Consider the following 26705-nt stretch of genomic DNA (forward strand, 5'->3'; position numbering starts at 1 on the left):
CTGTTCCGACGGGGCCTTCAGTCACCCCGGCCTGGCCAACGACCAGCGTCCGGCTCGGCATCTGCCGACCAGACGGAGAGCCCTGCTCCCCGCCGCCCTCGCTGACCATGCGCAAGCCCTCCTCCCCCGCCCCTCCAGAAACCCTAGGCGACCAATCCGACGCGGGGTGTCATGAACGGCGGGGGATCGTCGCGTGGACAGGCGGCCGTTGAGCAACTGCTGTCTGTTCTCGTCGACGGAGCCGACCCTCGGCCGTGTACGTCGAAGGAACCCAGGCGTCCAGATGCGCCCGGACCGCGGCCTCCGGCCCGGCCTCGTCGGCGGTACGGAACCGGAATCCGTCCGGCAGCACCGGCTGTTCCACGTCGGTGAGGTCCCGCTCGTTGAGCTGGGTCCAGTACCCGGTGTCGCCGAGCGAGGCCGGGTCGGTCTCATAGCCGTGCGCCGCCCATCGCTTCAGGGCGAACTCATCCGCGGCGGACGGCGACACCGTACGCTCGATGCCCGCCGCGATACTCCGGGGGCGCTTTCGTCATGCTCTGGGACTGGACCGCACAGATGCGGGGAGCGCTCTTGGGCGGATGTGCCCGCTGGCTACGATGCGGCCATGATTCGGGCGGTGGTTTTTGACGTCGGTGAGTGTCTGGTGGATGAGACGAAGGAGTACGGCGCTTGGGCCGACTGGCTCGGTGTGCCGCGGCATACTTTCGCCGCCGTGTTCGGTGCTGTCGTCGCCCAGGGCCGGGACTATCGCGATGTCTTCCAGGAGTTCGAGCCGGGCTTCGACCTGCACGCCCAGCGGCGGGCGCGGGCCGATGCCGGGCAGCCCGAGGCGTTCGACGAGTCCGACCTGTACGACGACGTCCGCCCGGCACTCGCCCGGCTCCGGGCGGACGGACTCTGGCTCGGCATCGCGGGCAACCAGACGGTGCGGGCCGGCGGCATCCTTCGGCAGCTCTTCACCGACGACGTCGACCTCATCGGTACGAGCGACGACTGGGGAGCCGGCAAGCCGGACCCCGAGTTCTTCGTCCGTGTCGCCGATGCCGTCCCGCACGAGCCGGACGAGATCCTGTACGTCGGCGACCGCGTCGACAACGACATCCGCCCCGCAGCGGCGGCCGGGATGCGAACGGCTCTTGTCCGTCGGGGGCCCTGGGGGACGATTCAGTGGCAGACCACGGAGGCGCGCGATCTGCCCACGTTCCGTATCGAGTCTTTGGCCGAACTGTCCCAAGCCGTCAAGGAATTCAACGAGCGAGGGCGCTGACCGTCGTGGCCCATCCGTAAAGCCGCTCGTCGAGGTCGCGCACGCACTGTTCGTGCTGATGCGGTGCCAGCGCCCGCCGGACGTCGCGTGCCCGGTCCATGCCCGTCGCGTACCAGGTCCGCCCCAACTGGTCGAGCGCTCGTACGGCGTATTCGCACGCCTCCTCCGGCCGCCCTGCGGCAGCCTCTACTGCGGCCAAGTCGCCGAGGATCACCGTGGTCTGCTTCTCCGCCCGATCCAGATCGGCAAGAACAGCGAGCAGGGTCTCCCTGGCCTGCGGAAGGTGCCCCGCCTTGAGCTGTGTGTTGCCCTTGAACGCTGCCAAGCGGACCGGGCTGAACCAGTCCATCCACTCAGGGGTTTCGTGTGCGCTGCCCCGGACGAGAACGTCCTCGGCATGACCGATCAGATGCAGTGCCGTGCGGGTGTGCCCGCATCGTGTCTCGCACTCGGCCTCCACCGCGTCCAGCCACGCCAGGAAACTGGCGCTTGCCGGCCCTCGACGTGCGTAGGTACGGGCCGCCACCATGCGTTCGACGGCGGCATCCCGCTCTCCGGCCCAGCCGGGGATGAATGCGGTATGGGCCAGGATCGCTGCGCCGAGCAGTTGGTCATCCGCTTCTCCTGCGGCTTGCAGCGCGCGAAGCCACGTGCTGGAAGCGCGGTCCGGCTCACGGAGATCGAAGAACTCGATTCGGCCTGCGAGCAGCAACGTCTCCGAAAGGGCGGCGGCGGGCCTTCGAGAGCCGGCGGATCAGGTGGGTGCTCGCGGGCCAACTCATCATGGAACTCCTGGAGTTCACCCTCGTGGACCTGGCAGTAGAACACGCCACGTACCTGAAACGGGCCGAGGCGCCAGGCAAGCTCTTCAGCGGACGCTGAAGCGAGCGCCTCAGTAGATACAGCACTGAGGCAGGACCGGGGCCGGTCTGTTGCTCGGCTCCGGTCCGCGGTGCGGCCTCGGTCTGTACGGTCGGCTGTGCGGCGTCAGCAGGGCTCGGGGGCTGTGCTGATGCGGCGGACCTCGACGTGTGCCGGTGCGGTCGCGAGGTGCGTGCCGGTCGCGTCGTAGATCTTTGACAGGCCGTCGCTCTTGATCCGCTGAGCGTGCTGGACGCCCCTCTGGTCGACCCGGACGAAGCCCACGGTGGCGCCGGTGCCGTCGTACAGGCGCTCTGTGACCTGGTACGACAGGGTGTTCCCGCCGGTGGCGTGCCAGCGGCCCCGGCCTTCGCCGCCGCCCTCGCCGCCGTCGCCGGACCGCAGGCACAGCACCCCGTTCCGGTGGAACGACAGGGTGACGTCCCCCAGGCCCTCCGCGTGCTGCACGGTGCCCTCCCAGGTGCCGACGGGCGAGACGGCGCCTCCCGTACGCGGACCGGACCGCTCGCCGGCGGATGCCGCGCCCGCCGCGTTCGGTGCCGCGAGAGCCGCTGTCGTCGCCAGCCCCACGGCCAGAATCGTGGTCATCACCCTGGACGTGCTCTTCCCTATGGTCATCTGCCTTGCTTCCTCTCAGTTGTTGTCAGGGCTTGGCAGGTGCGGGGGGTGTACTGGGTGGGGGATTTGCGGGGGGCTTTTCAGGTGGGGGGACTTTCAGGTGGGGGGAGCGGGCTGCTGGAAAACGGAGGTCAGCCCAACGCCCTGCTGAACGTACGCAGTTCGCCCGCCAGCACCTCCGGCCGCTCCAGGGCCGGGAAGTGCCCGCCATCCGGCAGGTCGCGCCAGTAGCGGAGGTCGGTGAAGCGTTCCCGCGCCCAGGCGCGCGGCAGCCAGGCGTCCTTGGGGAACACGGAACAGCCGGTCGGCACGTCCGTCGGGTGCATCGGCTCCTTGTCGAAGCTCTCCCAGAACAGCCGCGCCGACGACGCTCCCGTATTGCCGAACCAGTACATCGAGACGATGTCCAGCAGCCGGTCGCGCGGAATCGCCTTCTCCAGCTCGCCGTCGTGGTCCGCCCACGCCCAGAACCGGTCGATGATCCAGGCGAGTTGCGCGGCCGGCGAGTCGGCGAAGCCGTACCCGAGCGCCTGCGGACGGGTCGACTGGATGGCGGCGTAACCGGACCGGTCCTTGCCGAAGCTCCGCATCCGCGCCATGGCCTTCCGGTCCCGCTCGTCCAGCTCGATCTCCCGCTCCGGGGGCCTGGCCAGCGGCATGCTGAGATGGATGCCGCGCACATGCTCCCGGTCGACGGCGCCGAGCGCGGCGGACACCCACGATCCCCAGTCGCCGCCGTGCGCGAGGTACTGGTCGGCACCGAGGCGGGCCATGAGCGCCGCCCAGGTCCGCGCCACCCGGTCGACGGTCCAGCCGGCCTCCGCGGGCCGGTCCCCGAGGCCGTGTCCCGGCAGGGTCGGGCAGACGACGTCGAAGGCGTCGGCGGGGTCCTCGGGGTGGGTGAGCCGGGGGATCAGATCGAGGAACTCCACGACGGAGCTGGGCCACCCATGGGTCAGCAGCAGCGGCCGCGCGCCCGGGTGGGGCGAGCGCGCGTGCAGGAACTGGACGCGCAGTCCGCCGATCTCGGTGGTGAACTGCGGGAAGGCGTTCAGCCGTTCCTCGGTGGCCTTCCAGTCGTAGCCGTGCGCCCAGTACCGGCACAGCTCGCGCATCCGCTCCAGCGGCGGCCCCTGCGACCAGTCGTCGACCGTCTCCCGGTCCGGCCAGCGCGTGTTGTCCAGCCGGGCCCGGAGATCGTCCAGCGCGGCCTGCGGTACGTCCGCCCGGTACGGCTCGATGACGGGATTCACTCGTACGCTCCTCTGTGACGTGTGCGACGTGTGCGACGTGTGTGATGTGTGTGATGTGTCTGACGTCTTCCTGTCGCGGTCATGGCTCTGCCGCGGCCATGTCTCTTGCCGGGGTCCTGTCGCGGCGAGGGTAGGAGCCCCGCCTACAGCAGCGGTCGAGTGCGGTGAGAGGACGTCTCGCAACACTCCTCGTCATGAACCTGACACTGAAATCGCGGACCGCCCTGGGCGCCGCGTCCCTCCTCGTACTGCTCCCGCTCACGCTGACGCTTCCGCTCACGACCACGACGGCCCAGGCCGCCGGACGATCCACCACCCCCGAGGGGACCTGGCGCGCCACGGTCACCCGCGAGGGCGCCGTCTACGACGTACAGATGTCCTTCGCCCCGGACCGCACGGTCTGCCTCGTCTCACCGGCCGGCCCGAGCGAGGGCACCTGGCACGTCCAGAGCCGGCACGGATTCGGCTACTTCATCCGGGAGATGTGGTACGACGCGAACGGCGCCGTCGAGGGCTGGGTGGACATCGACCAGGACGGGACGCGCACCGGATCCAGCTTCAGGACCACCGGCGTATCGAGCGTCTACCTCCCCGACGGCACCCTCGACAGCACGGTCCCGGTCACGATCACAGCGGTACGGACGGGTCCCCCGGACTCGTCCGCCTGCGCATAGCCGCAGCGGTAGCCGGAGCGGCAGCGGCAGCCGGAGCGGTAGCCGGAGCGGCGGCCGAAGCAGCGGCGGGGGTGGCCTCCAGTACAGGAACGACCCTCGCCGAGGCCGGCTTACGGAGGTGGTGTGAAGGTCTCTTCGGCCAATCCGCAGAAGTCGATATCGTCTGGGCACCGACGGGGGGGGAGGGGATCATGGCAGGTTCATCCGACGGCGATTCCACCGCCAAGTTGTGGGCATTGCTCGGAGGAATCGCATCCCTGGTGGCGATCGTGAGCTGGTTAGGTGTCAGCAACGCGCAGGAGCTGAAAGCGGTCTTGAACGAGTCGTCCCCAACCAGTTCCAGCTCAGCACCCAGCTTCAGCTCACCCCCGGATGAGCCTTCGGAGACTGTCCACATCCCTGACAGCCCTGAGCCGACTGATACGGACTCCGACGATCCGGGTTGGGGCGACGACTCCAGCGGCGGATCGGACGACCCCGAATCCGAGACACCGTCACCCACTCCCGACCCCGCCGAAGAGGCGTTCAAGGCCGTCTCGGTCGGCGACTGCCTGGAGGTCTTCGACACCGGCCGCGGCGGCGACAGCATCGACTGGAGCGCCGACATTCCGCCGGCGCCCGTGCCCTGCAACATCCAGGCGGCGGGCCTCGTCCAGGTCACAAGCACCACGGACACCACCTGTCCCAGCGGTGCGGGGAAGGCGTCCTGGACGTACACGTCTGCCGTCTCGGGCGAAACCACGAGGCTCTGCGTCACCCGCATTTACCACAAGTACTACTGCGTGCTCGGTAAGCGGGTCGGCGACAATACCCGGCTGGGAGCGATGACAGCCGTGGACTGCAACGCGCAGCAGATTCCCGCCAAGTACAACCGGATCATCCATATCACCGGCGTCTATCAGGCCCCGTCGAACGCCAGCCCCCGCAACTGTGCGCTGGGGCCGAACGACCAGACGCAATACCTGGCCTGGCTGGTGAACGACGACAAGCTACTGCTCTGCGCGAAGATCTATCAGGGCGGCTGACAGCCAACTAGGTCCCAGGTGCCCCGGCCGCCGAGGTGCGTCCAGGTCTCCCGGCCGTCGGCGTCCGCCCGAATCTCGGTACGGCGGCGGCCTCGACGACACCGTCGGCCGTACGGCGGTACACCCCGCGAGCCCGGTGGTGCGGGTGCTCCACCGCCTCCTCCAGGGTCAGTACGGGCGTGACGCACGCCTCCGTACCCTCGAAGGCCGCCGCCCAGCCGTCCCTGCTCCTGGTGAGGAAACACGCGGCGAGCCGGGCCCGCAGGACCGGCCAATCGGCCCGGTCCGTACGGTCGGGGACCTCGTCCGGCGCCAGTCCGAGCCCGGCGAGCAGCGCCGCGTAGAAGCGGTCCTCCAGGGCGCCGACGGCCACGTACCGGCCGTCGGCGCAGAGGTACACGTCGTAGTACGGGGCGCCGCCGTCCAGGACGTTCGTACCGCGCTCCGGCCGCCACTCGCCCGCCGCCGTCATCCCGGCGAGCATGCCGAGCAGCGCGGCCGTACCGTCCACGATGGCCGCGTCGACGACCTGGCCGAGACCCGACCGGTGCCGCTCCTCGACCGCCGCCAGGACACCGAAGGCGAGTGGCAGTCCGCCGCCCGCGAAGTCGCCCAGCAGATTGAGGGGGATCACGGGCGGTCCGCCCGCGCGGCCCATGGCGTGCAACGCACCGCTCAGAGCGAGGTAGTTGATGTCGTGGCCGGGGGCCCGGGCCAGCGGCCCGTCCTGCCCCCAGCCGGTCATCCGCCCGTACACCAGCCGCGGATTGCGCGCCAGGCACACCTCGGGGCCGATGCCGAGGCGTTCGCAGACACCCGGCCGGTACCCCTCCACCAGGATGTCGGCGCCCTCCACCAGCCGCAGCAGTGCCTCGACCGCCGCAGGGTCCTTCAGGTCGAGTGCCACGGTACGGCGGCCACGGTCGAGCACGCGGTGCCAGGCGCCGAAGGCCCTGTCCACTCCGGGCCGGTCGACACGGACGACCTCGGCGCCGAGGTCGGCGAGGAGCATGCAGGCGAACGGTACGGGCCCGATGGCGGCCAGCTCCAGTACACGCAGGCCGCTCAACGGCCCGCCACGCACACCACTCAACGAACCGCCACGCAGACCACTCAGCGGCCCGCCACTCAGACCGTTCAACGGCCCACCGGTCACAGGACTGTTCACCCGGCAAAGCTAGGAACGCGGGCTTCAGGGTGCCTTGAGCGTGACTCCATCGGGGACGGAGGCCATGTCGCGACACTGCTGACTTCGCGGCCCATGCCGACCGAAGGGACCACCGACCATCATGACGACCAGCATCAGTCAGTCGGGCGCCGGACCGGACGCAGAACCGGACGCCGAGGAGAAGACCTTCCCGTACCAGCGCGGCTGCCCCTTCAGCACCCCCGCCGAGTACCCGGAGATGATCGAGAAGGACGTCTCGCAGGTCACGCTCGCCGGTTCGGGCCTGCGGATCTGGACGGTGACGGGCTACCACACGATCCGTACGCTCCTCACCGATCCGCGGGTCAGCGCCTCGCGCAAGCACGCCAATTTCCCCTTCTACTTCATCGCGCCGCCGGAGTTCCGTACGGAGACGTCCTTCATCGGTTACGACGGTGACGAGCACATCAACACCCGTCGGAAGGCGGCCCTGACCTTCACGAGCCGTCAGGTGCGCAAGCTGCGTCCCCGGATCGAGCAGATCGTGGACGACCACATCGACCGGATGCTGTCGATGCCCCCGCCCGTCGACATGCACCATGCGTTCTCGCTGCCCGTCCCGATGACGGTCATCTGCGAGCTGCTGGGCATCCCGGACGACAAGCACGACTTCTTCATCAAGCACGGGACGGCCCTGCTCGGCGGGCACAGCACCCCCGAGGAGCGCCAGGCGGCGATCGTCGAGGTGAACGCGTACGTCGCCGAGCTGATCCAGTTGAAGAAGCGCGAGCCCGGCGAGGACCTGCTCAGCCGGGCGATGGCCGACTACGAGGCGTCCGGGGAGGAGTACACCGACCGGGACCTGTTCAACATGGTCCGGCTGCTGATGAACGGCGGCCACGAGACGACCGCGAGCCAGATCTCGCTCGGTACGGCCTGCCTGCTGGAGAACCCGGACCAGTTGGAGCTGCTCAGGGCGGACCCGGAGCTGGTCAGGCCCGCCGTGGAGGAGCTGATCCGGATCGCCACGATCGGTGACACGGCCGTACCGCGGGTCGCCCTGGAGGACATCGAGATCGGCGGGCAGACGATCCGCGCGGGGGACGGCATCCTCTGCCTCGGGCTGGCCGCGAACCGCGACCCCGAGGTGTTCCCCGAGCCGGACAAGGTCATCATCAGCCGCGGCAGCCGCAAGCACCTCGGCTTCGGGCACGGGGTGCACCACTGCATCGGCGCGGATCTGGCCCGGCTGGAGCTGGAGATCGTCTGGAGCAAGCTGTTCGAGCGCATCCCGACCCTGCGGCTGGCGAAGCCGTTCGCGGACATACCCCGCAAGGAAGGCGCGGTCATCTACGGCCTCTGGGAACTGCCCGTCGCCTGGTGACGGTACGGACCCGTCGCCCGGCGATGGTACGGACCCGTCGCCTGGCGACCGTACGGACCCGACGCCCGGTGACCGTACGGACCCGACGCGGCCGAACCGACGCAGACACCCGGCCGCCGTCCCGCCACCGGGGCGGCGGAACCCGCAGCCAACCCCCATGGTCCGAGGAGGACACCCATGGCCAAGATCACCTACCGGAGCCCGAGCGGCACCGACACCGTCGTCGAGGTGACCGCCCCCGGCACCGTGATGCGTGGCGCCAAGCTCAACAACATCGACGGCATCGAGGCACAGTGCGGTGGCTCGGCACAGTGCGGCACCTGCCATGTGTACATAGACGAGGCCAACACCCGCCCGCTGCCGCCGATGCACGAGTCCGAGGACGACGTGCTGTACGGAACGGCCAGCCCCCGGCGCCCCACCAGCCGGCTGAGCTGCCAGCTCCCGATCACGGACGACCTCGACGGTCTGCTGGTGCATCTGCCGGAGAAGCAGTCCTGATGCCGGCGTCGGTCGTCGTCGTGGGGGCCGGACCGGGCGGGACGGAGACGGCCGCGGCGCTGCGCGGACGCGGCTTCCCCGGCCGGATCACCCTCATCGGCGCGGAGGACGCTCTGCCGTACCAGCGTCCTCCGCTGTCGAAGGGGTATCTCGCCGGTACGGTGCCGCTCGCCGAACTGGCCCTGCGACCCGAGTCGTTCTTCGGGAGCCAGGACATCGATCTGGTCAGCGGCACATCCGTCACGGAGATCGACACGGCCGGGCGGCGGGTGACCCTGTCGTCGGGGGCGGGACTTCCGTACGACCATCTCGTCCTGGCGACGGGGGCTCGGCCGCGCCGACTTCCGCTGCCCGGCGCCGGTCTCGTCGGTCTCGCCGGGGTGCATACGCTGCGCGATCTGCGTGACGCCGACGAGCTGCGCGCCGCGCTGTCGGCCGGGGGCCATCTGCTGGTGCTGGGCGGGGGCTTCGTGGGGCTGGAAGTGGCCTCCACTGCACGGAAGTTGGGCGTGGAGGTCACGGTGGTCGAAGCCGGTCCGCGGGTCATGGAGCGGTCCGTCGGCGAGCTGCTGTCCCGCCGGGTCACCGAGGAGCACCGCAGGCAGGGCACCCGGATACTCCTGCGCCGTGAGGTGCGCGCCCTGCGGGGCGACGGCGCCGGGCATGTCCGGGTGGCGGAACTGGACAACGGCGAGCGGGTGTCCGCCGACCTGGTGGTGATGGGGGTGGGCGTACTCCCCAGGACCGAACTCGCGGCGGACGCCGGTCTGCCCGTCGGTGACGGTGTGGTGGTCGACCGGCTGCTGCGAGCCGGACCCGGGGTGTACGCGCTCGGCGACTGCGCCCGATTCCCCAGCCGCCGGGCGGGCCGCCGACTGCGGCTGGAGTCCGTCCAGAACGCCTCCGACCAGGCCAGGACCGTGGCCGCCGGAGTCTGCGGGGAGCCGGAGCCGTACACCGCGGTCCCATGGTTCTGGACGGAGCAGTACGGGCTGCGGGTCCAGCTCGCGGGGATCACGGCCGGGCACGACCGCACGGTCGTGAAGGGCGATGTGGAGGGAGGGCGCTTCTCGGTGTTCTGCTTCCGCGGGGACCGGCTCGTCGGTACGGAATCGGTGAACCGGCCGGCCGACCACATGATCACCCGTCGGCTGCTGGCCGACGACGCGGGCCCGGGTCCCGGCCCGGACGAGATCGCGCGTCCGGACTTCGATCTGAAGGAGTACCACTTGGCGCGTACGGCGGGGTGAGGGCCTGGGGTACGAGGGTGGGAAGACTGTGGCGCGCGGACGGGAGCGGGGCCGAGGCCCTGAGGTGTACGGGGCGGGAGCCGGTGGCGGGGCCGGGGCGCCGGTCGGGGCGCCGGTCGGGTGGCCCGGCTTCCGCTCCGTACGCGTACCCGTGCCCGTGCCCGTACCGCCTCGACCCGCCCGTACCGCCTCAACGCGCCCGTACCGCTCGACCCGCTCTCAAGGCGGCCCGGGCAGTGTGCCGCATATGACAGCCTCCACGGGGCCTACCAGTCCTGCGAATCCCGCGAGCCCCACGGGCCGGAGCGGACCGGCCGGCGCGTGGACGGCGCGGATCGGCCGCGAGACCGAGACCTCGGCGAACACCTTCCACTTCACCGGGGACGGCCGGGTCTTCCTGGCGGACGGCGGCGCCGGCACCTGGACGGCGACAGGACCGGCGTCCTTCGGCTTCCGTATCGCCGAACCGATCTACGACGGGACAGGGGCGTGCGTCGGCTGGGTGGACATCGACCAGCGGGCCGTCCTGAGCGGCACGACCTTCACCAGCGAGGGCGTCTCGCTCGTACGGGACAGCGAGGGCCGGACGCTGCGCACCACCCGGGTCACGGTCACGGCCAGCCGGGTCTGACGTCGGCCCGGACATGGCCGTACGCGGCCCCGGCTCGGCAGGACGAGCCAGGGCCGCACATGTGCCGAACAGCGGGAGCGGGCTCAGGCCGTGGCCGCCCCGGAACCGGAATGATCCGCCGCGGGCCCACCTGTAGGCCCGCCCTCAGGAGTGTCCTTCGCCGCGGTGTCCTCCGCTGCCGCCTCCCCGTCGCTCGGCTTCACATCACGCAGTAGGACGAACGCCAGCACAGCGGCGACGAGCACCAGCCCAGCCGCAGCCACCGCGTTGACGTGCAGACCGTCGACGAACGCCAGCCGCGCCGCGTCGACGAGCCCGGCTCCGGTGGCGTCCGGCAGCGTCCCCGCCACCTCCAGCGCCCCGCCCAGGGTGTCCCGGGCGGCTTCCGCGGCCCCCGCGGGCACCCCGGCCGGCATGGTGTCGGAGAGCACCGACCGGTACACGCCCGTACCCACACTGCCGAGCACGGCGACACCGATCGCCGCCGCGAACTCCTGGTTGGTCTCGGACAGCGCCGACGCCGCGCCCGCCCGCTCGGGCGGGGCCGAACCGACGATCATGTCGACGCCCATGATCGAGATGGGTGTGACACCGACCGCGAAGACGACGGAGGAGACGACCAGCAGCGTCAGATCACCGGATCCGTCGAGACCGGTGAACATCGAGAAGCCGACCGCCGCGACCACCAGACCGCCGCCCATCACATACGCCGGACGGACGGACTTGACCAGCGCCGTCGTGAGACCGGCCGCGATCACCATGCCACCGGCCTGCGGCAGGGTCCACAGCCCGGCCTGGAACGGCGAGAGCCCGAGCACGAGCTGCATGTACTGGGACAGGAAGAAGAACAGCCCGGACATCGCGAACAGCGTCAGGGTGAGCGTGATCAGCGAGGCACTGAACGCGCGGCTCGCGAACAGCCGCAGATCCAGCAGCGGATGCGCCAGGACTCCCTGCCTGCGGATGAACCACACCCCGAGCGCAACACCGACGACCAGCGCGAGCAGCGGGACGGCCGCGAAGCCGTCCTTGGCCAGCTCCTTCACCCCGTACACCAGCGAGATCATGGCCGCGACCGACAGACCGACACTGGCGAAATCGACCTTGCCGGGGTTCGGGTCACGGTACTCGGGCAGCAGAACCGGGCCGACGGCCAGCAGCAGCACCATCGGCGGTACGGCGAGCAGGAACACCGCGCCCCACCAGAAGGCCTCCAGTACGGCACCGCCGACCAGCGGACCGATGGTCATGCCGATGGTGAAGCTCGACATCCACACGGCGATGGCGGCGGTGCGCTGGGACGGTTCGTGGAACATGTTGCGGATCAGCGCCAGCGTGGACGGCATCAGCGTGGCTCCGGCGATGCCCAGCAGCGCACGGGTCGCGATCAGCATCTCCGCGCTGCTCGACCAGGCCGCGAGCAGGGACGCCACACCGAACGCGGCGGCACCCGCCAAGAGCAGCTTCCGCCGCCCGATCCGGTCCCCCAAGGTGCCCATGGCGATGAGGAATCCGGCCACGAGGAACCCGTACACGTCCAGGATCCAGAGCAGTTGGGAACTGCTGGGGGCCAGGTCCTCGCTCAGTTCGGGGACCGCCAGATACAGGACGGTCACATCCATCGAGATGAGCAGCGTGGGCAGTGCCAGGACAGCGAGTCCGATCCATTCCCGCTTGCCCGCCCGGCGCGGGGGTGCGTCGGGCATGGCGGCTTCTGTCATGAGTGTCCTCCGTAAGGACTTCGGTGTTCCGGACTTCGGTGTGCCGGTGCCGCGTCGGCCGCTCCGGTGCTCAGCACCGTGAGCAGACTCCGCGCCTGGACGTTCAGGTAATACCCGTGCCGGGCGAGTGCGCCGAGCTGCGCGACGGTGGCCCAGTGGAAGCCGGGCGGCGCGGTGTCGGGGACCTCCGGCGTGCCGGGGGCCGTCGGCGTGTCCGGGGCCTCGACGATCAGATAGCGGCTCTCGGCGTTGAGGAAGCGCCCGCCCTCCTCGGAGTGGACGGCCTCGTAACGTATCCGCTCGCGGGGCGCGCCCAGCACGACATCGAGGAAGCGCGGCCGGTCCTCGGGGGCCAGGTGGGCGTGGTTCTCCGGTACGCACTGCACGGTCGGCGCCAGCTCCACGCCGTGGTACAGCCCGGCCTCGACCCGTGCCTGGACCAGGACGTGCGGTACGCCCTGGAAGCGGCGGGTGACGAACGCGGCGATCCCGCGGCCCGTCGGCTCGAACAACGGCTGGGTCCAGCCGCCCACTTCGCGGCTCCCGGCCTCGACGGCGACCGCCACGACCCGGAAGAACCGGCCGTCGTCGCGCTCCACGGCCCACGGGCCTCGGCGCCAGCCGTCGAGCCCGTCGAGCGGTACGCGTTCGGCCTTGACGTAATCGGATCGTTCGGCGGCGAACCACGACAGCAGTTGCGTCTCGGAGCGTACGGGGACCGGGTCCGGTGCTTCCGGGGCTCCCGCGACGGGCGCGCCGGCCAGGACGGACCGGGCGTCCATGTTCACCACGTTGTCCAGGCGCAGGAGTTCACCGATCTGGCCCAGTGTCAGCCAGCAGAAGTCGTCGTGCGGCACGATCTCGTCGGATGTCTCGACGATCATGTTGCGGTTGCTCTTGCGGAAGAACCACGAGCCGTGCTCCGACTGGAGGGCGTCGGCGAGGACCCGCCCGCCGCCGTCCTCCGGCCGCAGGAAGCGTTCGAGATAACGTACGTCCGCGCCCTGGTGGACCTTGGTGTAGTTGCTACGGGTCGCCTGCACGGTCGGCGAGAGCTGGAGCAGATTGGGGTTGCCCGGCTCCATCTTGGCCTGCATCAGGAAGTGCAGCAGCCCGTCGAACTCCTTGGCGAGGATGCCGAGGATGCCGACCTCGGGCTGGTTGATGATGGGCTGCTGCCAGTCGCGGTACGGTCCCCGGTCCACGGCCGCCCGCAGTCCCTCCACGGTGAAGAACCGTCCGCTGTGATGCCCCAGATTCCCGGTCCCGGGCAAGAACGACCAGCCCGCCAGATCGGCGAACGGGATGCGCCGCACGGCGAAGTGGTGGGCCTCGCGGCGCCGGGCGAGCCAGCCGGCGACCTCGGAGGTACGCATGAACGAACCGGCCTCGGTGACGGCGGCGGAGCGCGCCAGCCTCCCCGGAACGTCAGCGCTGTCCTCCACCGGGGAGGAGGACGGGGGGACCGTGCGGGCGGCGGCACCGTCCTGGACCTGCGGCGAGGCCGGGGGGACCGCGGGCGCGGCGGCGGGCACCGGTCAGTCCTCCGCCGGGCCGAGGAGTACGGCCGCGTAGTTCTTGGCCGCGGACGTCTCGTACTGGAGCGCCACATGGCTGGTGGCCGTGGTGATGTCGCGCCAGTGCCGCTGGAGCGCGCCGCTCTCGCTGAGTCCGGCGGTGCCCGCGAGGGCGACGAGCAGCCCGGCCGCATCCCGCAGGGTCTCGGCGGCGTACGTGGCGTTGCGTTCGCCGCGTGCCAGCAGCGCCCGGTCAAAGCGGTGGGCGTCGGCGGCTTCGGCGTTCTGCTCGATGAGCAGCCGGGCGGCGTCGATCCTGCCCGCGGCCCGTACCAGCTTCACTTCGTTGAACGGGGTCCTGCGGCGCCCGGTGAGGGTCGCGCCCGCCGCCTTGAGCGCGCCGGCGGCGGCGCCGGCCGCGGGCGTGACGAAGGGCAGTCCGCTGACCGCCTGGATCGGCACATTGTGGACGGCGAGGTCCGAGGAGCTGTTCCGTCCGGTGAACAGCTCCTGGCGGTCGAAGGACAGATGCTCGGGCACCAGGACGTCGGTCACCGTGACCGTATGGCTCCCGGTGGCCCGCATGCCGACGTTGTCCCAGACCGGGTCGACGGTCCACTCCCCCCACGGCACGGCGAAGAAGCGCATGGCCGGCGGTCCGTCCGCGGCCGGTACGAGGGCGCAGAGCAGCGCCCAGCCGGCGAAGTCGATGCCGCTGACGTAACTCCACCGCCCGTCGAGCCGCCAGCCGTCGGCCACCCGGGCGGCCCGGCCGCCCGGCACCATGCCCGTGGCGATGACCGTGTCCGGGCTCTCGCCCCAGACCGCCTGCTGCCCGGCCGGGGGCAGATGGGCGGCGAACCGCGACGAGTACGCGGCGAGCGAGGCGTACCACGCGGTGGCCGCGCAGCCCTCGCCCACGGTGAGGACGGCCCGGGTCAGCTCGGCGAACGACCCCTCGGCGCCGCCCCACCGCGCGGCCACGAAGTGCCGCGGGAAACCGGCCAGGACGACCGCGTCGGCGACTTCCTTGTCGAGTCTGCGGGTGCTGTCCGCGTCGGCGGCCTTCTGCGCGGCGAGAACCCGTACGGTCTCAGCGCTCCGGCCCGTCCCGGCGTCCGGCGGTGTGTCGGCAGGCATGCTCGTGACCTCCTGGGCTTGTGGGCTTGGGCTGATGGGGCGGGTGCGGTGAGGGGGTCGGGGCGGTGGGGGGTCGGGGTGCGGGTCCGGGCTCGGGGTCCGGGGTCGCGGCGGGCCAGGGTCCGGATCCGGGCTCGGGGTCCGGGCTCAGGCTCGCGGCGGGCCGAGGGCCGGGGTCCGGGCGGGGCAGTCCGGGTACGCCGTCGCAGCGGGTGAGCCGTTCCGGGCGCGGCGTACGGTCAGGTCGTCCGGTCGGGTCGTCCGGTCGGGTCGGATCAGGTCGAACCGGGTCGGATACGCGGGCCCGGCAGGTCGGCCCGAGTACCCCCCCCGGCGGGTCAGATCGCCTTCGCGAAGCGTTCGAGCGTCTCGCCGGGGCTCGGTCCGTCGAGCGCCTGGAAGATCCGTTCGGCGCCCTCGCCATGCCGTTCGAGCATGACGTGCGCCAGCTCGACACGGGTGTGCCGCTCGTCCACGCGTATGAAGTCGACCTCGATACGGCTGGCGCGCTCGTCGTCCGGAATCGACTGCCAGTTGGCGTCGATCCGCCAGGTCATGACGAGACGCCGGCCCGGCTCCCACTCCAGCACCTTGCCCCAGTCGATACTGTTGCCCTCGACGTCCCACTCGTAGTAGCGGCCGCCGACACCCGGTTCGAACGCGAGCCCCGCGCGCTGCTTCTTCAGCAGGACATGGCTCGGCGGCCACCAGTCCTTGGGGCGCTCGGTGAAGACCTCGAAGCAGTGCTCGGGCGTGGCCGCCACGGTCACCGACTTCCGTACGTCAGGAATCGTCCGCTCCTCGGGCACGCGCTCTCCTCGGCCGGTCCGCTGGGTGAGGGGAACGACGCTGGCCGATCACGCTGGACCGCCCATGGACCTCGGGTGGAGCGCGGCTCGAAGCGGTACGGCCCGCCGCTGCTGCGGTACGGACGGCACGGCCCACCGTTCCTGCGGCACGGACGGCACGGACGGCACGGACGGCACGGACGGCACGGACGGCACGGACGGCACGGACCATGGTCCCTCCCGTACGGCCACCGCCACCGCCACCACCTCCCCGTACGGCCCACCGTTTCTCCGGCGCGATTTGAGCGGGCCGCAAGGGCGCGGCGTCACGGTCGTCCCACCACCGCGCCAGGACGGACAGGACCGATGAGGAGAACGCGATGACGGACCACGGACGAGCGGGACGGCATGTTGCCCTGGTCACGGGCGCGACGAGCGGCATCGGTCTCGCCGTGACCGAGCTGCTGGCCCGCCAGGGCGTGGCGGTCTTCGGCGTGGCGCGGAACGCCGAGAGCGTGAGCGCGCTCGTCAAGCGGCTGCGCGGGGAAGGCCTGGAGGCCGGCGGCGCGGTCTGCGACGTGACCTCCGTGGAACAGATCGGCGCCGCCGTACGGTCCGCCGTCGCGGAGTTCGGCCGTATCGACATCCTGGTCAACAACGCGGGCCGGGGCGGCGGCGGAGTCACCGCGGAGCTGGACGACGCCCTGTGGGACGACGTGATCGAGACGAACCTGAACGGTACGTTCCGGATGACCCGCGAGGTGCTGAGCACCGGCCGGATGCGGGACGGCGACTGGGGCCGGATCGTCAACATCGCCTCCACGGGCGGCAAGCAGGGCGTGGAGCTGGCGGCGCCGTACTCCGCGTCCAAGGCCGGTGTCATCGGCTTCACCAAGGCGGTCGGCAAGGAACTGGCCAAGACCGGGATCACGGTCAACGCCGTATGCCCCGGCTATGTCGAGACCCCGATGGCACAGCGCGTACGGCAGGGATACGCGAGCCATTACGGGTTGAGCGAGCAGGAGATCCAGGACAGGTTCAACGCCAAGATCCCACTCGGCCGCTACGGCACGCCCGAGGAGGTCGCCGGGCTGGTCGGCTATCTCGTATCGGACCTGGCCGCGTCGGTCACCGCGCAGGCGATGAACGTCTGCGGCGGCCTCGGGTCGTACTGACGGCGGCAGACCCGACCGACAGCGGCCTGGGGTCCTACCGACAGCCGCAGGCCCGACCGACAGCCTCAGGTCCTGCTGACACACGAGCGCGGAGGAGCCCGCCGACCATGGCTCAGGGAGCCGGCACCTCAACCGTCCAGCAGGATCAGGACATTGCCAAGGATCCGGACATTGCCGTAACCGTCCAGCCGGACCCTGCCGTGTACCGCGCGGCGATGGGCCGCTTCCCGACCGGCGTCACACTGCTCACGAGCGGCAGCGGCGACAACCTGGCCGCCATGACACTCAACAGCCTGACCTCGGTCTCCCTCGATCCGCTGCTGGTTCTGGTGTCCATCAGGGCGGACGGCAAGCTGGTGCCCGGGATCGAGGCCGGCGGCGGCTTCGCCGTCAATGTGCTGACCGAGTCGCAGCGGGATCTCGCGGTGGAGTTCAGCCGCCGGGACCGCCCCGGGGGCCGGGCCGCGATGCGGCGGCTCGGCGCGGTCGAGGGAGTGACGGGCCAGGCGGTCATCCCGTCCGCCGACGCGTACTTCGAATGTGAACTGCACGCGCGGTACGAGGCCGGGGACCATGTGCTCTTTCTCGGCAGGGTCGTGGCCCTGTCGTGCGGGCCTCGGGAGTCCGTGCCGCTCCTCTTCCACCAGGGCCGCTTCACACGGCTGCCCGTGAACCACCCGGAGTCCGCATGAACAACCCCTTGAACAACCCCCTGAACAGCCCGCTGAACAGCCCGCTCGCCGGACCGCCGTCACTGCGACAGATCGCGGACGGGGTGTACGCGTTCGTACAGCCCGACGGCGGCTGGTGCCTGAACAACTCCGGCCTGATCGTGGGACGGGGCCGTACGGTACTCGTCGACACGGCGGCCACCGAGTCCCGCACCAGGAGGCTGCGCGAGGAGGTGGAACGGGTCGCGCCCGGCGGACCGGACTTCGTGGTCAACACACACTTCCACGGCGATCACACCTTCGGGAACGGCCAGTTCGCCCCGCGCGCCGTGATCGTCGCACACGAGGGAACCCGCGCCGACTCCGCAGAGGCAGGCCTCGGGCTGCGGCATCTCTGGCCCGAAGTGACCTGGGGCGCAACGCCGTTGACGCTGCCGACGCTCACCTTCCGCGACTCCCTCACCCTGTACGCCGACGACCTGCGGGTCGAGCTGACGAACGTGGGACCGGCGCACACCGCGAACGATGTGGTGGCGTGGGTACCGGAACGGTCCGTGCTGTTCACGGGTGACGTCGTGTGGTCGGGAGTCACACCGTACGTCCTGATGGGATCGATCAGCGGTTCGCTACGAGCCCTCGCCACCCTGCGCGCGCTCCGCCCCGACACGGTCGTCCCGGGACACGGCCCGGTCGGCGGCACCGAGCTGATCGACGCCACGGAGGCGTACGTACGCTGGATCGACCGCCTGGCCCGCGACGGCATCCGGGACGGGCTGACCCCGCTGGAGGCGGCGAAGAGCTGCGACCTCGGCGAGTTCGCCGCACTCGGCGACTCGGAACGCCTGATCGGCAACCTGCACCGCGCGTACGCCGAACTCGACGGCCTGCCGCCGGGCGCCCGCATCGATGTCGCCGCGTCGTTCAAGGAGATGGTCGAATTCCACGGCGGCCTGCCGACGTGCCACGCGTGAGGGCCCCTCACGCGTGGCGGTGAGCACATCACTGGCTACGGGCCGACGCTTCCTCAGCCACCTGTTCGACCGGCATATCACGATGAATGACCCGGGACAGCGTGAGGAGCCGCCCGTCACGCCGTACGAGCACGTCCTCCACGGTGAAGGTCGGCTGGAAGCTGACCTTGCCCTCGCGGTCGGTGAGGGTGACGAGGGAGTAGTACGAGACCCGCAACGTGTCCTCGTCCACGGGGTCCGGCTCGATCAGCAGATGGTCGAACCAGTGCCGTACGGCGATGTCCCGGTAGCGCGGCAGACTGGCGCGCATCCCGGCGATCATCTCCTCCCGCCCCTGCTGCCGCTGCCCACCCGCGTGCACCACCACGCCGTCATCGGTGAACGTATCGGCGAACCCCACGATGTCCAGCGAGTCCACCCGCCGCATCTGCCGCGCGTAGAACGTACGCACCTCGGCATACAGATCCCCGGTGACCTGCAACCCGACCAACTGTGGCATGGCAACTCCCAGCACTAGACCGCCCGCAACACCCCCACCCTGCCCCGCCCCGCTCTAGCCCGACTGGTACCCGAGTAGAACCCCACCGCCCCCACCCACCCAAACCCGAAAAGGGGCGCCTCCACCCCGGAGACACCCCTCCCGACCAGCACATACGCCGGCCTGTAAGCGGTGGGTGTGGGATTTGAACCCACGGTGACATCACTGCCACGACGGTTTTCAAGACCGTTCCCTTAGGCCACTCGGGCAACCCACCTCAGCCCCGCCCACCAGCAACGGAGCGCCTACAGCCTACCGGCTGCCGGATCGAGCTGTCCGGCACTGGCCAGAGGATGGCCACAGCACTCCGCTGCCGACCATATCCAGCCAGGGATCACGTCGGCGTCGAGCAGACTCTCATCGCCCTATGCGTCCGTCCGACACCGCTCTGCTCTGGCTGCCGACGGCTCGCTCACCCGCCGGCCCCAAGGGTACTAAGAGTCAGGCTCGTCCTGCGTCGGTGTAACGCACCGCCTGTGCACCACCGCACGGGCGTCAGGGGCCTCAGCCCGATGTTCATCTGCCAGGCCGCGATCCCGTGAGTAGAGCTCGGTTCCACGTGATCAACTGCCCCACAATCGCTTCAGCACGGCGTGCGCCAGCCGTTCCGAAGAACGGCAATACCAAGACTCCTGGGGCGGCTGCGAGGCTGATCAACAGCAGCGGGAGGCTACCGAGCGCGACGACCGCGATGCGCTGCACCCCAGTCGCCTCAACGATCGCCGATGTCCAGTTTTCCACTCTTTCCTGGCTCCTTCGTAGCAGACTTGCGTACTGGTCGAGTGGTCAACATCTACGGCTACAGAGCGAGTTGCAGTAGCTGCAACGGTTGCCGATTCGGCCGCACCCGGAGTCGTTTAGGGAAGGGAGCACTAGTGTCGGAAGTCAGCAGGTCAAAGGTTCGTCTCACTGAAATCGAAGTCAGCTGTATCCCGGAGGTTGCAGCGTTTGCAACAGAGTTGACGACGCTGTTCAACGCGCTAGGAATCCCTCAGCAGCAGTATGCGGCGCGCATCTCGATGGACAAGAGCACCATCTCTCGTTTCCTGAACGGGAGACGTGTCGCAACGCAAGACTTCGTCGATCGCCTTCTGGCCGAGCTGGAACGCCACCGCCAGACCCCAGTAACCGGCGAAACGCGATTACAACTGCGATCAATGAGGCTGGCCGCTCTACAGAAGACGGACCCAGCAACCTTCCAACTGGAGTTCATCCGAGACGAATTGGATAGATCGCATCGGGCCATCAAGCAGCTGAAGCGACAGCAAGTGGCACTAGAACTATTGCTCGATGAGAGAGAGATGGAGGCAGATGAAGCACGTCGCGAGATGCAGCAGCTACGGAACGATTGGATTGCTGAGCGACGGCATAACGAGGTCATGACGACTGACCTGTCCGCAAAAAATGAAAATCTCAATAGTGAACAGGAACGCCTCAGGGGGGAGATTGCGGAACTCAGAGCGCAGTTGGCCGAACTTACGCAGCTTAAGCATGGCGCGGAGGAGAAGTGCGCTCGTCTCGAAGAGAGACTTCTGGAGGTGGAGCGCGAACTTTCTGCACACCTCGAGGAGCTTGGTGAACAGTCATTCAATTTCACCCCAACGGAGGTTGCACAGGAAATATCTCAGAGTTATGGCGAGCAGCGATTCTATGACGCAGCTCGCACACTTTCATTGGCGGCGGCACACTTTTCTGCACCAGATATCATCCACCTTTGGTCCCTCATGATAGGAATGAGAAGGCGCCTGGACGCGGAATCGCTCATCCGAGATGCCATCCGATTCAAGTCGGCTGAATTCAGTGCGGATATTATTGAAGACTTACTGGCCCAAAAATCATTGCCGTTGTTCTACGATCCAAGAAGATCGCTTGGCATGAGCTTGGCCTCCTCGAAGTCTTCTACCGAGCTGGGATACCTCTACGAGCGTTGGCAGGGGGGTGGGCCATGTTACGGAGTACTACGATCCGCATTCGTCCTATGGAGCGAGACGGCCAATACGGGACTTGCCTTCGAGCGAATCCGTCAATTAAAAGAGGAGGGTGACACGGTAATTACCGTTCGGATGCTACATGCGCTGGGACGGCGGAGCGCAGAGGATGTGGTTTCCCTGTCGGACCTCCTGGTAAGTCAAAATATGAAGGCCGAATGCCGAACGCTATTCCATAGGTGGTATAGCAGTTTCCCCAAAGAGGCTCGGAGGGAGGCTGCGGCGGAATGGAAAAGAGAATCTTCCCGGGCGCATAACAGTGTCGCCCTTGCGGCACTCGTTCCAGGCAGGCGCGGAGCGTAATAACCCGTTAACTAACCCGAGATCGGGCCGTATACAAAATACCGCGGGAGCCCTGATATACGTTTTATTGTAGCGCGGTCTCACGTAAGGGAAACCGAACCATAAGTCTGGGTCATCTCGCTCACATCGTCGCACGATTGAAGTGGCGGTGAAAATGGGGTCTCAAGCTACGAGCCCGCTGCAGCGCTCGTTCCGTTCCGGTGCTCGTGGGGTTACTGCGGCTCCAACTCAACCGATACGGCATCAGCGAAGACGCCCTGGCAGACCCGGAGCAGTGGCCAGCACCGTGAGGGGTTGCCGGTACACGCCCTACCCGAGTGAGACCACCTACCCGAGTGAGACAGAGTGGAACGCAGAAGGGGTTTTCTCGCGGAGAGGCACCTCTTCTGGCCAGCGCGTGCGCTCACCTGCTGCGGTGGGCGTGGGATTTGCACCCACTGTGACATCGCTTGACGGTTATCGGGAGAACCCAGCGGCGGCACCGCACCGACTAGTGTGAATGCCACTTTGTGGGTCAATCAGAACCCTGTGGTGGACGCCGGGGAGGATGGGCGGTCGAGGGACGGTCTAGCTGGCCGTCCCACCCCCATCCCGGCGAGCGGTCGGCAGATCGTCGGGACGCTTCGCCGGTGCTCCTCCGCGAGCTGCGTCTCGGAGGGCAGGCGGTCGCCGGGCTTCAGCTCACCTGCACGGATGGACTGACGGAGGTCGTCCGCGATCCGCTCGACGGCCGACCCGCACGCTTTCCAACTGTGGTGGTGGGGTGGTTGGGCGTGTGCAAGGGCATTCACCTGGGTTCATGGGCGGTCGGCTCATGGGTGGGACACAAGGTCCGGTCTCGTCTGAACGAGCGTGAAGTAGCTGAATGAGACGGAGGCTGAGACGGACGGAGCGCTTGTCTAACTCGGTGGCGGCGGGTTCTGGTTGGCGTTACCGTGCGGCGGTGATCAGCAATGAGGGGGCACGTCTGGGCGCGGAAGCCGCGCATCGCTTGGCACAGACCGGACTCTACGAGTTGGAGCCGGGGCTGTCGGACGCCGAGTTCGCGCGCATCGAGTGCGAGTATGGCTTTGAGTTCGCAGACGACCACCGCGCGTTCCTCGCGGCCGGCCTTCCGGTGAACGTTCCTCCTGAGGAGGGGCAGACCTGGTCCAAGCCCTGGCCCGACTGGCGCAGCGGGGATCTGGACAAGTTGCGTGATCGACTCGGCTGGCCCGTGGAGGGCGTTCTCCTGAGCTGTGAGCACAACGGCTTCTGGTACGAGGGCTGGGGTGAACGTCCAGCCGACGGGGCGGCGGCACTGGCTACGGCACGGCGTCATCTCGCAGAAGCGCCAGCCCTGGTGCCCGTGTACGCCCATCGGTACCTCCCGGCGGGCCGTGGAAGCTATGGGCATCCGGTGCTCTCGATGTGGCAGACCGACGTTATCTACTACGGGCTGGACCTGGTCGACTATATGCACCGAGAGTTCGACGAGGCACGCGGCGACGTTGACGAGAACTGGAACCCGAGGGCGACAGTCCCCTTCTGGCGGAACCTTCTCTGACTCCTGGGGCTCGTGGACAGAGCAACGGACGCCCTTAGCTTGGAAGCTTGGGTCTTCCAAGAGCCGTTCATGGGTTGGCCTGTGGCGGAGCGACTACGGAGCCTGTCTGGCCGACGGCCTGCACCCCGCTGTTCCTCGTGGTTCTCCGCATAATCTGGCACGGCCGCGACCGTCTGATTCGCCCCCCGGCCGGCGACCATCGCTTTAGGAGTTCGATCCGTGTCCACTCCGGCGTTGCCGTCGACTGGTGCGACAGCCAGTCAGATGCGCTGGTGTACGCGCACCGTGTAGCTCGTGAATTTGATCCGGTGGCTCGTACGCGTTTCTGCCAGACAGCATCTGCCCCCTGGTGCGTGTGCCCGTCATAGCGATGCTGGGGACATCGAATCGCCTACGTCATGCAACGGCGTCAAACCCCCAGGCGGAAATCTTCGATCTTCTGACGGATCACCTCACTAGGGTCGTTTCCGAAAGACTTGTCGGTTAGCATCTGGACAATGTCAGCATCAGTAAGAGTCACGATCATCCTGTCGTGTTGCATCCACTGGTTCTTAATTGCGTGGACCGCTGACTCTTGCGGATCCACACGCGTCACAATTAGGGCAAATAGTCCGGTTCCGTGCCTGGATAGATAATTAGCGACCTTGATTATCTCCTGCTTCTCGATCCCGCGAGTGTAATTCTTAGCATCTGCGACTACATAGTCTGCGGAGTATTTGTCTCTGATGAATTTCCAGAACCCATCCTCGGCGTAATTAGGAAGGATGAAGTCTCGCCGGTTCATCTCGGCATCGTCCAAGCTCTCCCATACGGGGGATTTCAAAGGAGGACAGAAGAGATATTCTGCGATGTCTCGACAAAGTCGCTGATAGGCCGACCAAGATCCTCGCCCGGCCGGCATCTGCATGAGTTTGTCAGTCAAGTCGAGGGCTTCGCTCTGTGGAGCAGCGTCGAAGTACTCTGGGGTGAGGAACTTGGATGCCTCGTCTTGCAGGCCCGCCGCTACCGACCTCGCAGCGATCCATGTCCCATCCCATATTTCGACCCCGCGTTTCGCGAGTAGCTCCGCGCTCTTGTTCGCCAAGATTCCAGGAGCTGCCACAACGAGGCGCTGCCTATGGTCGCCGTACTGTGCCGCCCGGGCAAGACTGCCATAATGCTTCACCTGTTTTACGGCATCTTCAATGCGAAGGTTCGTCTGCGGCGAAACGCGTTTGACCTCAATGATGAGCACGGCGCCCTGTGACTCGGCGACGATGTCCGCGCGAGCCCCTGGACCCAATAGAACGTCTTGCGATACGTTCCGGTGGCCGGTTTTATTGAGTAGCTGCACGAGGAAATGAGTGAATTCGAGCTCGCTGAAATCGGGGACTCCGCCTTGGACTTGGAATCCAAGGCGCTCCAACCAGGTCACCGCGTGCGCCTTTCCACCGCTGAACTCGGCAGGCTTGAGAGCGCGTTCCTGGTCCCACTTGTGCGCCACTCCGGCGATCGCCTTGGTGTCATACTCCCTGCCCTCGTGCACGAGGACGTATGTACGGGCCTTGCTGTAGCCGTACTTCGACAGGAAGGCCTCGCGCCCCAACTCGTCGTACTCCGCGATTGCCTTGAGTACGGACTGCCGTGTGATCGCTCCTCTGCGCATGACCGAAGAGTACGGCCGGGGACTGACAGAGGTGGATGTTCAGCCGATCACCTGAGGCTGCGAAACTCGGGCAGCCTCTCTCGACCAGCCCGGTGTCACAGCCGGGCACTGTGCCAGGTGTCCATAGGCCAAACCGGTAGAGGAAGTTGTAACTCAGTCGGTCGCATGAGTAGGTGCTCTCGCTCAGCGGCGTCCGATGTCCGGCTGCCCACTTGGCCAGAGGCTGGCCCCACACCCTGATCGACGGCGGGATCGCGTGGGACCGAGTGAGATGGTCACATGCGTGGGAGGGGCTGATGAAGCATTCGGTAGCCCCTCCCACATGCAGCTTTGCTAGCTGCGAAGAGTCAGGGGTCTGGGTTCAGGGATCGGCAGTAAGGGCAATCACGGATTTCAAGAGGATCCAGCGGTCAGCTCCGACACGCCACTGACCAGCACGAACACGACCCCGTGGGCAAGCCTGACCACCCGTGGGGGACACCAGGGGGATGAGCACCCCCAGACCAGGCCGTCAGCCACCAGCCCGGTCGCCATCCTGCCGAGCGGCGGGCAGCAGAAGGTCCCGCTCGGGATGGCTGTCGCCAGTGACCTTCCCCTGCACTCCGAGGTCCACCCGGGCGGCCTCGTGGAACTGGTTGATCTCCCGGAAGACAACACGATTACGCTCGCGCCACTCCTCCAGGGTGCCCGCGGTCTTCCCAGTCAGCCTGCCAGTCGACCGCAAGCGCAGCCGCGTTCAACTCATGTGCGGCCTCCACCACCTCGTCCCCGCCGAGCAACATGATCTGCTCGAAAGCCCGCCCGCGGTGACGGTCGGCCTCAGCCAGCTCGGCAACCATCTCCGCCTCGGGCCCAGCCGGTGTCCCCGGTACGGCGCTCACGGGGGTACGTGCGGCCCGAAGCCGTACCGGACGGACACACCGAACGATCCGACGATCCGATGAGAGGACTCCACTCATGTCCACGCCGTACGCAACCGCCCCGTCCCGGATCTCGCTGATGGCCGCCGGCGAAATCCGGGACGCGCTCCGGGCCATCGGAGAGGGCCGCGGCCCCGCCGCCGTCGCCTCCCTGATGGCCATCGACCCCGCCTCCTGGCACGCGGTGGAACAGCGCCTCGCCGCCGTCGTGGGCAGCGATCTGCGTGACCTCCTCCTGTCAGCCGCCGGCGGCTCCACACACGGCATCACACACGCACACCAGTTCCTCGACTGAGGAACTCCGCCCCGCGCCCCGTGAAACTCGGCTTTTCTGCGCTTTTCCTCAATTCAAAAATCCGGGCGCCAGCAGCTCATAGGCTTTTCGGTATGGAATTCTGAGGACTAGACGACCAACAGACGAGCCAGAAGGTTTCCTCTCCTCGTAGGAGTGAGCGCACGCATTACACCTAGCGACCGGTAATTCGGATGTGCCATAAAGGGAAAGGGGGCCACTGGGCCCACACTCAACAAGGAGACGAAATGAGCAGACCGCTCGTCAAGAACCGAGCCGCCGCAGCGCTCGCCGCCCTGGCGCTCGCCGGGTGCGGCGTCCTGGCTGCCACAACGGCCACCGCGTCCACGGCACCCGCCGCGTCCACCACCCCCGCGGCGAGCAGCGATGCGGATTCGCACGCGCTGGCGGCAGTCGGACCGCAGTACGGCAAGGTGGTGACCAACAAGAGCCCCCTCGACATTCGCCAGCGGCCCGACAAGGACTCTGCCATCCTGGGTACGGTCCCCCGCAACAAAATCATCCGGCTGGCATGCTGGGAATCGGGGACGACCTACACGATCCCGAATTACGCGGGCGGAAACCAGTTCTGGTACAAGATCGCCCCAGGTCAGGGATATAAAACGGGATATCTCACAGCGCAGTACGTGAGGATTGACCCCAACGACCTGGACGACCTGCCGAACTGTCATCATTGAGCAACCGCAAAAGGCCCGGCCACATAGCGGCATACAGAAGGCGGGGGCGTCCCCCGGGGGCGTCCCTTCTTTTCTTCTTTGGGTAAGCACGTTAGTTTTTTTGTCCGTTCTTTCGTTTTTCACCTTCTGTTTTTCTCAGTGTTTCTCGGCCGTGTGT

26 protein-coding genes, 1 tRNA gene and 2 pseudogenes are annotated in these 26705 nt (G+C 68.0%); 15 read left to right on the plus strand and 14 right to left on the minus strand.

Features of this window, described 5'->3' with window-relative positions; all coding sequences use genetic code 11:
• Nucleotides 1–169: 169 nt before the first annotated feature.
• Nucleotides 170–490 carry a hypothetical protein gene (locus tag ACFU9P_RS28530; RefSeq protein WP_376385340.1) on the minus strand — a complete coding sequence of 107 codons (321 nt, stop codon included), beginning with the start codon at nt 488–490 and terminating at the stop codon, nt 170–172.
• A 117-nt stretch (nt 491–607) separates the two neighbouring features.
• Between ACFU9P_RS28530 and ACFU9P_RS28535 the strand changes: the two genes are divergently transcribed.
• Nucleotides 608–1270 carry an HAD family hydrolase gene (locus ACFU9P_RS28535; RefSeq protein ID WP_384086158.1) on the plus strand — a complete coding sequence of 221 codons (663 nt, stop codon included), beginning with the start codon at nt 608–610 and terminating at the stop codon, nt 1268–1270.
• On the opposite strand, the pseudogene ACFU9P_RS28540 reads toward ACFU9P_RS28535, so the two are convergent.
• The 3 genes and pseudogenes from ACFU9P_RS28540 to ACFU9P_RS28550 all read right to left on the minus strand — a co-directional run.
• Nucleotides 1251–2012 (minus strand): annotated as a pseudogene (locus tag ACFU9P_RS28540) (transcriptional regulator); the annotation flags it as partial. The gene ACFU9P_RS28535 and the pseudogene ACFU9P_RS28540 sit on opposite strands and share 20 nt — an antisense overlap.
• 245 nt (nt 2013–2257) lie before the next feature.
• On the minus strand, nt 2258–2740 hold the full coding sequence (locus tag ACFU9P_RS28545) for a hypothetical protein (protein ID WP_384086161.1): 483 nt from the start codon (nt 2738–2740) through the stop codon (nt 2258–2260).
• 161 nt (nt 2741–2901) lie between these two features.
• The gene (locus ACFU9P_RS28550; protein ID WP_384086164.1) at nt 2902–4023 is read right to left on the minus strand and encodes an epoxide hydrolase family protein; all 1122 of its coding nucleotides are present in this window, start codon (nt 4021–4023) and stop codon (nt 2902–2904) included.
• Between the two features lie 194 nt (nt 4024–4217).
• Here ACFU9P_RS28550 and ACFU9P_RS28555 point away from each other — a divergent pair, with 194 nt between their 5' ends.
• Both ACFU9P_RS28555 and ACFU9P_RS28560 read left to right on the plus strand, forming a co-directional pair.
• Nucleotides 4218–4697 carry a hypothetical protein gene (locus ACFU9P_RS28555; RefSeq protein WP_384086167.1) on the plus strand — a complete coding sequence of 160 codons (480 nt, stop codon included), beginning with the start codon at nt 4218–4220 and terminating at the stop codon, nt 4695–4697.
• Nucleotides 4698–4888: 191 nt separating this feature from the next.
• Nucleotides 4889–5722: a hypothetical protein gene (locus tag ACFU9P_RS28560; protein ID WP_376385354.1), complete on the plus strand. Its 834-nt coding sequence runs from the start codon at nt 4889–4891 to the stop codon at nt 5720–5722.
• A 7-nt stretch (nt 5723–5729) separates the two neighbouring features.
• Here the strand turns inward: ACFU9P_RS28560 and ACFU9P_RS28565 are convergent, their stop codons facing one another.
• Nucleotides 5730–6791 carry a CaiB/BaiF CoA transferase family protein gene (locus ACFU9P_RS28565; RefSeq protein WP_384086171.1) on the minus strand — a complete coding sequence of 354 codons (1062 nt, stop codon included), beginning with the start codon at nt 6789–6791 and terminating at the stop codon, nt 5730–5732.
• 220 nt (nt 6792–7011) lie between these two features.
• On the opposite strand from ACFU9P_RS28565, the gene ACFU9P_RS28570 reads away from it, so the two are divergent.
• The 4 genes from ACFU9P_RS28570 (at nt 7012) to ACFU9P_RS28585 (ending at nt 10635) form a co-directional block, all read left to right on the plus strand.
• A complete protein-coding gene (locus ACFU9P_RS28570) occupies nt 7012–8253 on the plus strand; it encodes a cytochrome P450 (protein ID WP_376385359.1) in 1242 nt (413 codons plus the stop codon).
• 177 nt (nt 8254–8430) lie between these two features.
• The gene (locus ACFU9P_RS28575) at nt 8431–8754 is read left to right on the plus strand and encodes a 2Fe-2S iron-sulfur cluster-binding protein (RefSeq protein ID WP_376385362.1); all 324 of its coding nucleotides are present in this window, start codon (nt 8431–8433) and stop codon (nt 8752–8754) included.
• The gene (locus ACFU9P_RS28580; protein ID WP_384086176.1) at nt 8754–10004 is read left to right on the plus strand and encodes an NAD(P)/FAD-dependent oxidoreductase; all 1251 of its coding nucleotides are present in this window, start codon (nt 8754–8756) and stop codon (nt 10002–10004) included. Before ACFU9P_RS28575 ends, ACFU9P_RS28580 begins: the two co-directional genes overlap by 1 nt.
• 247 nt (nt 10005–10251) lie before the next feature.
• Entirely contained in the window at nt 10252–10635 is a 384-nt protein-coding gene (locus ACFU9P_RS28585) for a hypothetical protein (RefSeq protein WP_384086179.1), read from the plus strand.
• Nucleotides 10636–10718: 83 nt separating this feature from the next.
• On the opposite strand, the gene ACFU9P_RS28590 is transcribed toward ACFU9P_RS28585, so the two are convergent.
• The 4 genes from ACFU9P_RS28590 to ACFU9P_RS28605 all read right to left on the minus strand — a co-directional run bounded on the left by ACFU9P_RS28590 (nt 10719) and on the right by ACFU9P_RS28605 (nt 15822).
• Nucleotides 10719–12356: an MFS transporter gene (locus tag ACFU9P_RS28590; RefSeq protein ID WP_384086182.1), complete on the minus strand. Its 1638-nt coding sequence runs from the start codon at nt 12354–12356 to the stop codon at nt 10719–10721.
• Nucleotides 12353–13801: an NDP-hexose 2,3-dehydratase family protein gene (locus ACFU9P_RS28595; protein ID WP_384086401.1), complete on the minus strand. Its 1449-nt coding sequence runs from the start codon at nt 13799–13801 to the stop codon at nt 12353–12355. The genes ACFU9P_RS28590 and ACFU9P_RS28595 overlap by 4 nt, the downstream gene beginning before the upstream one ends.
• Before the next feature lie 93 nt (nt 13802–13894).
• The gene (locus ACFU9P_RS28600) at nt 13895–15013 is read right to left on the minus strand and encodes an acyl-CoA dehydrogenase family protein (RefSeq protein WP_384086185.1); all 1119 of its coding nucleotides are present in this window, start codon (nt 15011–15013) and stop codon (nt 13895–13897) included.
• Nucleotides 15014–15351: 338 nt separating this feature from the next.
• Nucleotides 15352–15822, minus strand: a complete 471-nt coding sequence (locus tag ACFU9P_RS28605; RefSeq protein ID WP_384086188.1) for an SRPBCC domain-containing protein — start codon at nt 15820–15822, stop codon at nt 15352–15354.
• Between the two features lie 64 nt (nt 15823–15886).
• Between ACFU9P_RS28605 and ACFU9P_RS28610 the strand changes: the two genes are divergently transcribed.
• From ACFU9P_RS28610 to ACFU9P_RS28625, 4 genes are all read left to right on the plus strand, one after another.
• Nucleotides 15887–16171 carry a hypothetical protein gene (locus tag ACFU9P_RS28610; protein ID WP_384086191.1) on the plus strand — a complete coding sequence of 95 codons (285 nt, stop codon included), beginning with the start codon at nt 15887–15889 and terminating at the stop codon, nt 16169–16171.
• Between the two features lie 10 nt (nt 16172–16181).
• Nucleotides 16182–16976: an SDR family NAD(P)-dependent oxidoreductase gene (locus ACFU9P_RS28615; protein ID WP_384086193.1), complete on the plus strand. Its 795-nt coding sequence runs from the start codon at nt 16182–16184 to the stop codon at nt 16974–16976.
• 107 nt (nt 16977–17083) lie between these two features.
• Nucleotides 17084–17668 (plus strand): flavin reductase family protein, encoded by a 585-nt coding sequence (locus ACFU9P_RS28620; RefSeq protein WP_384086196.1) that lies wholly within the window; start codon nt 17084–17086, stop codon nt 17666–17668.
• Nucleotides 17665–18618: an MBL fold metallo-hydrolase gene (locus tag ACFU9P_RS28625; protein WP_384086199.1), complete on the plus strand. Its 954-nt coding sequence runs from the start codon at nt 17665–17667 to the stop codon at nt 18616–18618. The genes ACFU9P_RS28620 and ACFU9P_RS28625 overlap by 4 nt, the downstream gene beginning before the upstream one ends.
• 28 nt (nt 18619–18646) lie before the next feature.
• Here the strand turns inward: ACFU9P_RS28625 and ACFU9P_RS28630 are convergent, their stop codons facing one another.
• Together ACFU9P_RS28630 and ACFU9P_RS28635 are read right to left on the minus strand one after the other, a co-directional pair.
• Complete coding sequence (locus tag ACFU9P_RS28630) at nt 18647–19117, minus strand: nuclear transport factor 2 family protein (RefSeq protein WP_384086202.1); 471 nt, start codon at nt 19115–19117, stop codon at nt 18647–18649.
• Nucleotides 19118–19286: 169 nt separating this feature from the next.
• Nucleotides 19287–19373 (minus strand) — tRNA-Ser (locus ACFU9P_RS28635).
• Between the two features lie 658 nt (nt 19374–20031).
• On the opposite strand from ACFU9P_RS28635, the gene ACFU9P_RS28640 reads away from it, so the two are divergent.
• Nucleotides 20032–21447: a helix-turn-helix domain-containing protein gene (locus tag ACFU9P_RS28640; RefSeq protein WP_384086205.1), complete on the plus strand. Its 1416-nt coding sequence runs from the start codon at nt 20032–20034 to the stop codon at nt 21445–21447.
• A gap of 608 nt (nt 21448–22055) precedes the next feature.
• Here the strand turns inward: ACFU9P_RS28640 and ACFU9P_RS28645 are convergent.
• A pseudogene (locus ACFU9P_RS28645) lies at nt 22056–22166 on the minus strand (GntR family transcriptional regulator); the annotation flags it as partial.
• A 224-nt stretch (nt 22167–22390) separates the two neighbouring features.
• Between ACFU9P_RS28645 and ACFU9P_RS28650 the strand changes: the two are divergent.
• Nucleotides 22391–22993: a hypothetical protein gene (locus ACFU9P_RS28650; RefSeq protein ID WP_384086208.1), complete on the plus strand. Its 603-nt coding sequence runs from the start codon at nt 22391–22393 to the stop codon at nt 22991–22993.
• A gap of 409 nt (nt 22994–23402) precedes the next feature.
• Here ACFU9P_RS28650 and ACFU9P_RS28655 read toward each other — a convergent pair whose 3' ends face one another.
• On the minus strand, nt 23403–24638 hold the full coding sequence (locus ACFU9P_RS28655; RefSeq protein WP_384086212.1) for a hypothetical protein: 1236 nt from the start codon (nt 24636–24638) through the stop codon (nt 23403–23405).
• A 511-nt stretch (nt 24639–25149) separates the two neighbouring features.
• Nucleotides 25150–25362 carry a hypothetical protein gene (locus ACFU9P_RS28660; RefSeq protein ID WP_384086214.1) on the minus strand — a complete coding sequence of 71 codons (213 nt, stop codon included), beginning with the start codon at nt 25360–25362 and terminating at the stop codon, nt 25150–25152.
• 233 nt (nt 25363–25595) lie between these two features.
• Here ACFU9P_RS28660 and ACFU9P_RS28665 point away from each other — a divergent pair, with 233 nt between their 5' ends.
• Nucleotides 25596–25853 (plus strand): hypothetical protein, encoded by a 258-nt coding sequence (locus ACFU9P_RS28665; protein WP_384086217.1) that lies wholly within the window; start codon nt 25596–25598, stop codon nt 25851–25853.
• Nucleotides 25854–26098: 245 nt separating this feature from the next.
• On the plus strand, nt 26099–26548 hold the full coding sequence (locus ACFU9P_RS28670) for a hypothetical protein (protein WP_376385410.1): 450 nt from the start codon (nt 26099–26101) through the stop codon (nt 26546–26548).
• Nucleotides 26549–26705 lie beyond the last annotated feature (157 nt).

Source organism: Streptomyces sp. NPDC057617 (assembly GCF_042800555.1).
Lineage (GTDB): Bacteria > Actinomycetota > Actinomycetes > Streptomycetales > Streptomycetaceae > Streptomyces.

Bases quoted from the DNA above. Each gene is read 5' to 3' on its own strand.
- ACFU9P_RS28535 (WP_384086158.1), top strand. From the start codon at position 608: ATGATTCGGGCGGTGGTTTTTGACGTCGGTGAGTGTCTGGTGGATGAG.
- ACFU9P_RS28545 (WP_384086161.1), bottom strand. From the start codon at position 2,740: ATGACCACGATTCTGGCCGTGGGGCTGGCGACGACAGCGGCTCTCGCG.
- ACFU9P_RS28555 (WP_384086167.1), top strand. From the start codon at position 4,218: ATGAACCTGACACTGAAATCGCGGACCGCCCTGGGCGCCGCGTCCCTC.
- ACFU9P_RS28560 (WP_376385354.1), top strand. From the start codon at position 4,889: ATGGCAGGTTCATCCGACGGCGATTCCACCGCCAAGTTGTGGGCATTG.
- ACFU9P_RS28570 (WP_376385359.1), top strand. From the start codon at position 7,012: ATGACGACCAGCATCAGTCAGTCGGGCGCCGGACCGGACGCAGAACCG.
- ACFU9P_RS28575 (WP_376385362.1), top strand. From the start codon at position 8,431: ATGGCCAAGATCACCTACCGGAGCCCGAGCGGCACCGACACCGTCGTC.
- ACFU9P_RS28580 (WP_384086176.1), top strand. From the start codon at position 8,754: ATGCCGGCGTCGGTCGTCGTCGTGGGGGCCGGACCGGGCGGGACGGAG.
- ACFU9P_RS28585 (WP_384086179.1), top strand. From the start codon at position 10,252: ATGACAGCCTCCACGGGGCCTACCAGTCCTGCGAATCCCGCGAGCCCC.
- ACFU9P_RS28590 (WP_384086182.1), bottom strand. From the start codon at position 12,356: ATGACAGAAGCCGCCATGCCCGACGCACCCCCGCGCCGGGCGGGCAAG.
- ACFU9P_RS28600 (WP_384086185.1), bottom strand. From the start codon at position 15,013: ATGCCTGCCGACACACCGCCGGACGCCGGGACGGGCCGGAGCGCTGAG.
- ACFU9P_RS28610 (WP_384086191.1), top strand. From the start codon at position 15,887: ATGGACCTCGGGTGGAGCGCGGCTCGAAGCGGTACGGCCCGCCGCTGC.
- ACFU9P_RS28615 (WP_384086193.1), top strand. From the start codon at position 16,182: ATGACGGACCACGGACGAGCGGGACGGCATGTTGCCCTGGTCACGGGC.
- ACFU9P_RS28620 (WP_384086196.1), top strand. From the start codon at position 17,084: ATGGCTCAGGGAGCCGGCACCTCAACCGTCCAGCAGGATCAGGACATT.
- ACFU9P_RS28625 (WP_384086199.1), top strand. From the start codon at position 17,665: ATGAACAACCCCTTGAACAACCCCCTGAACAGCCCGCTGAACAGCCCG.
- ACFU9P_RS28630 (WP_384086202.1), bottom strand. From the start codon at position 19,117: ATGCCACAGTTGGTCGGGTTGCAGGTCACCGGGGATCTGTATGCCGAG.
- ACFU9P_RS28655 (WP_384086212.1), bottom strand. From the start codon at position 24,638: ATGCGCAGAGGAGCGATCACACGGCAGTCCGTACTCAAGGCAATCGCG.
- ACFU9P_RS28665 (WP_384086217.1), top strand. From the start codon at position 25,596: ATGTCCACGCCGTACGCAACCGCCCCGTCCCGGATCTCGCTGATGGCC.
- ACFU9P_RS28670 (WP_376385410.1), top strand. From the start codon at position 26,099: ATGAGCAGACCGCTCGTCAAGAACCGAGCCGCCGCAGCGCTCGCCGCC.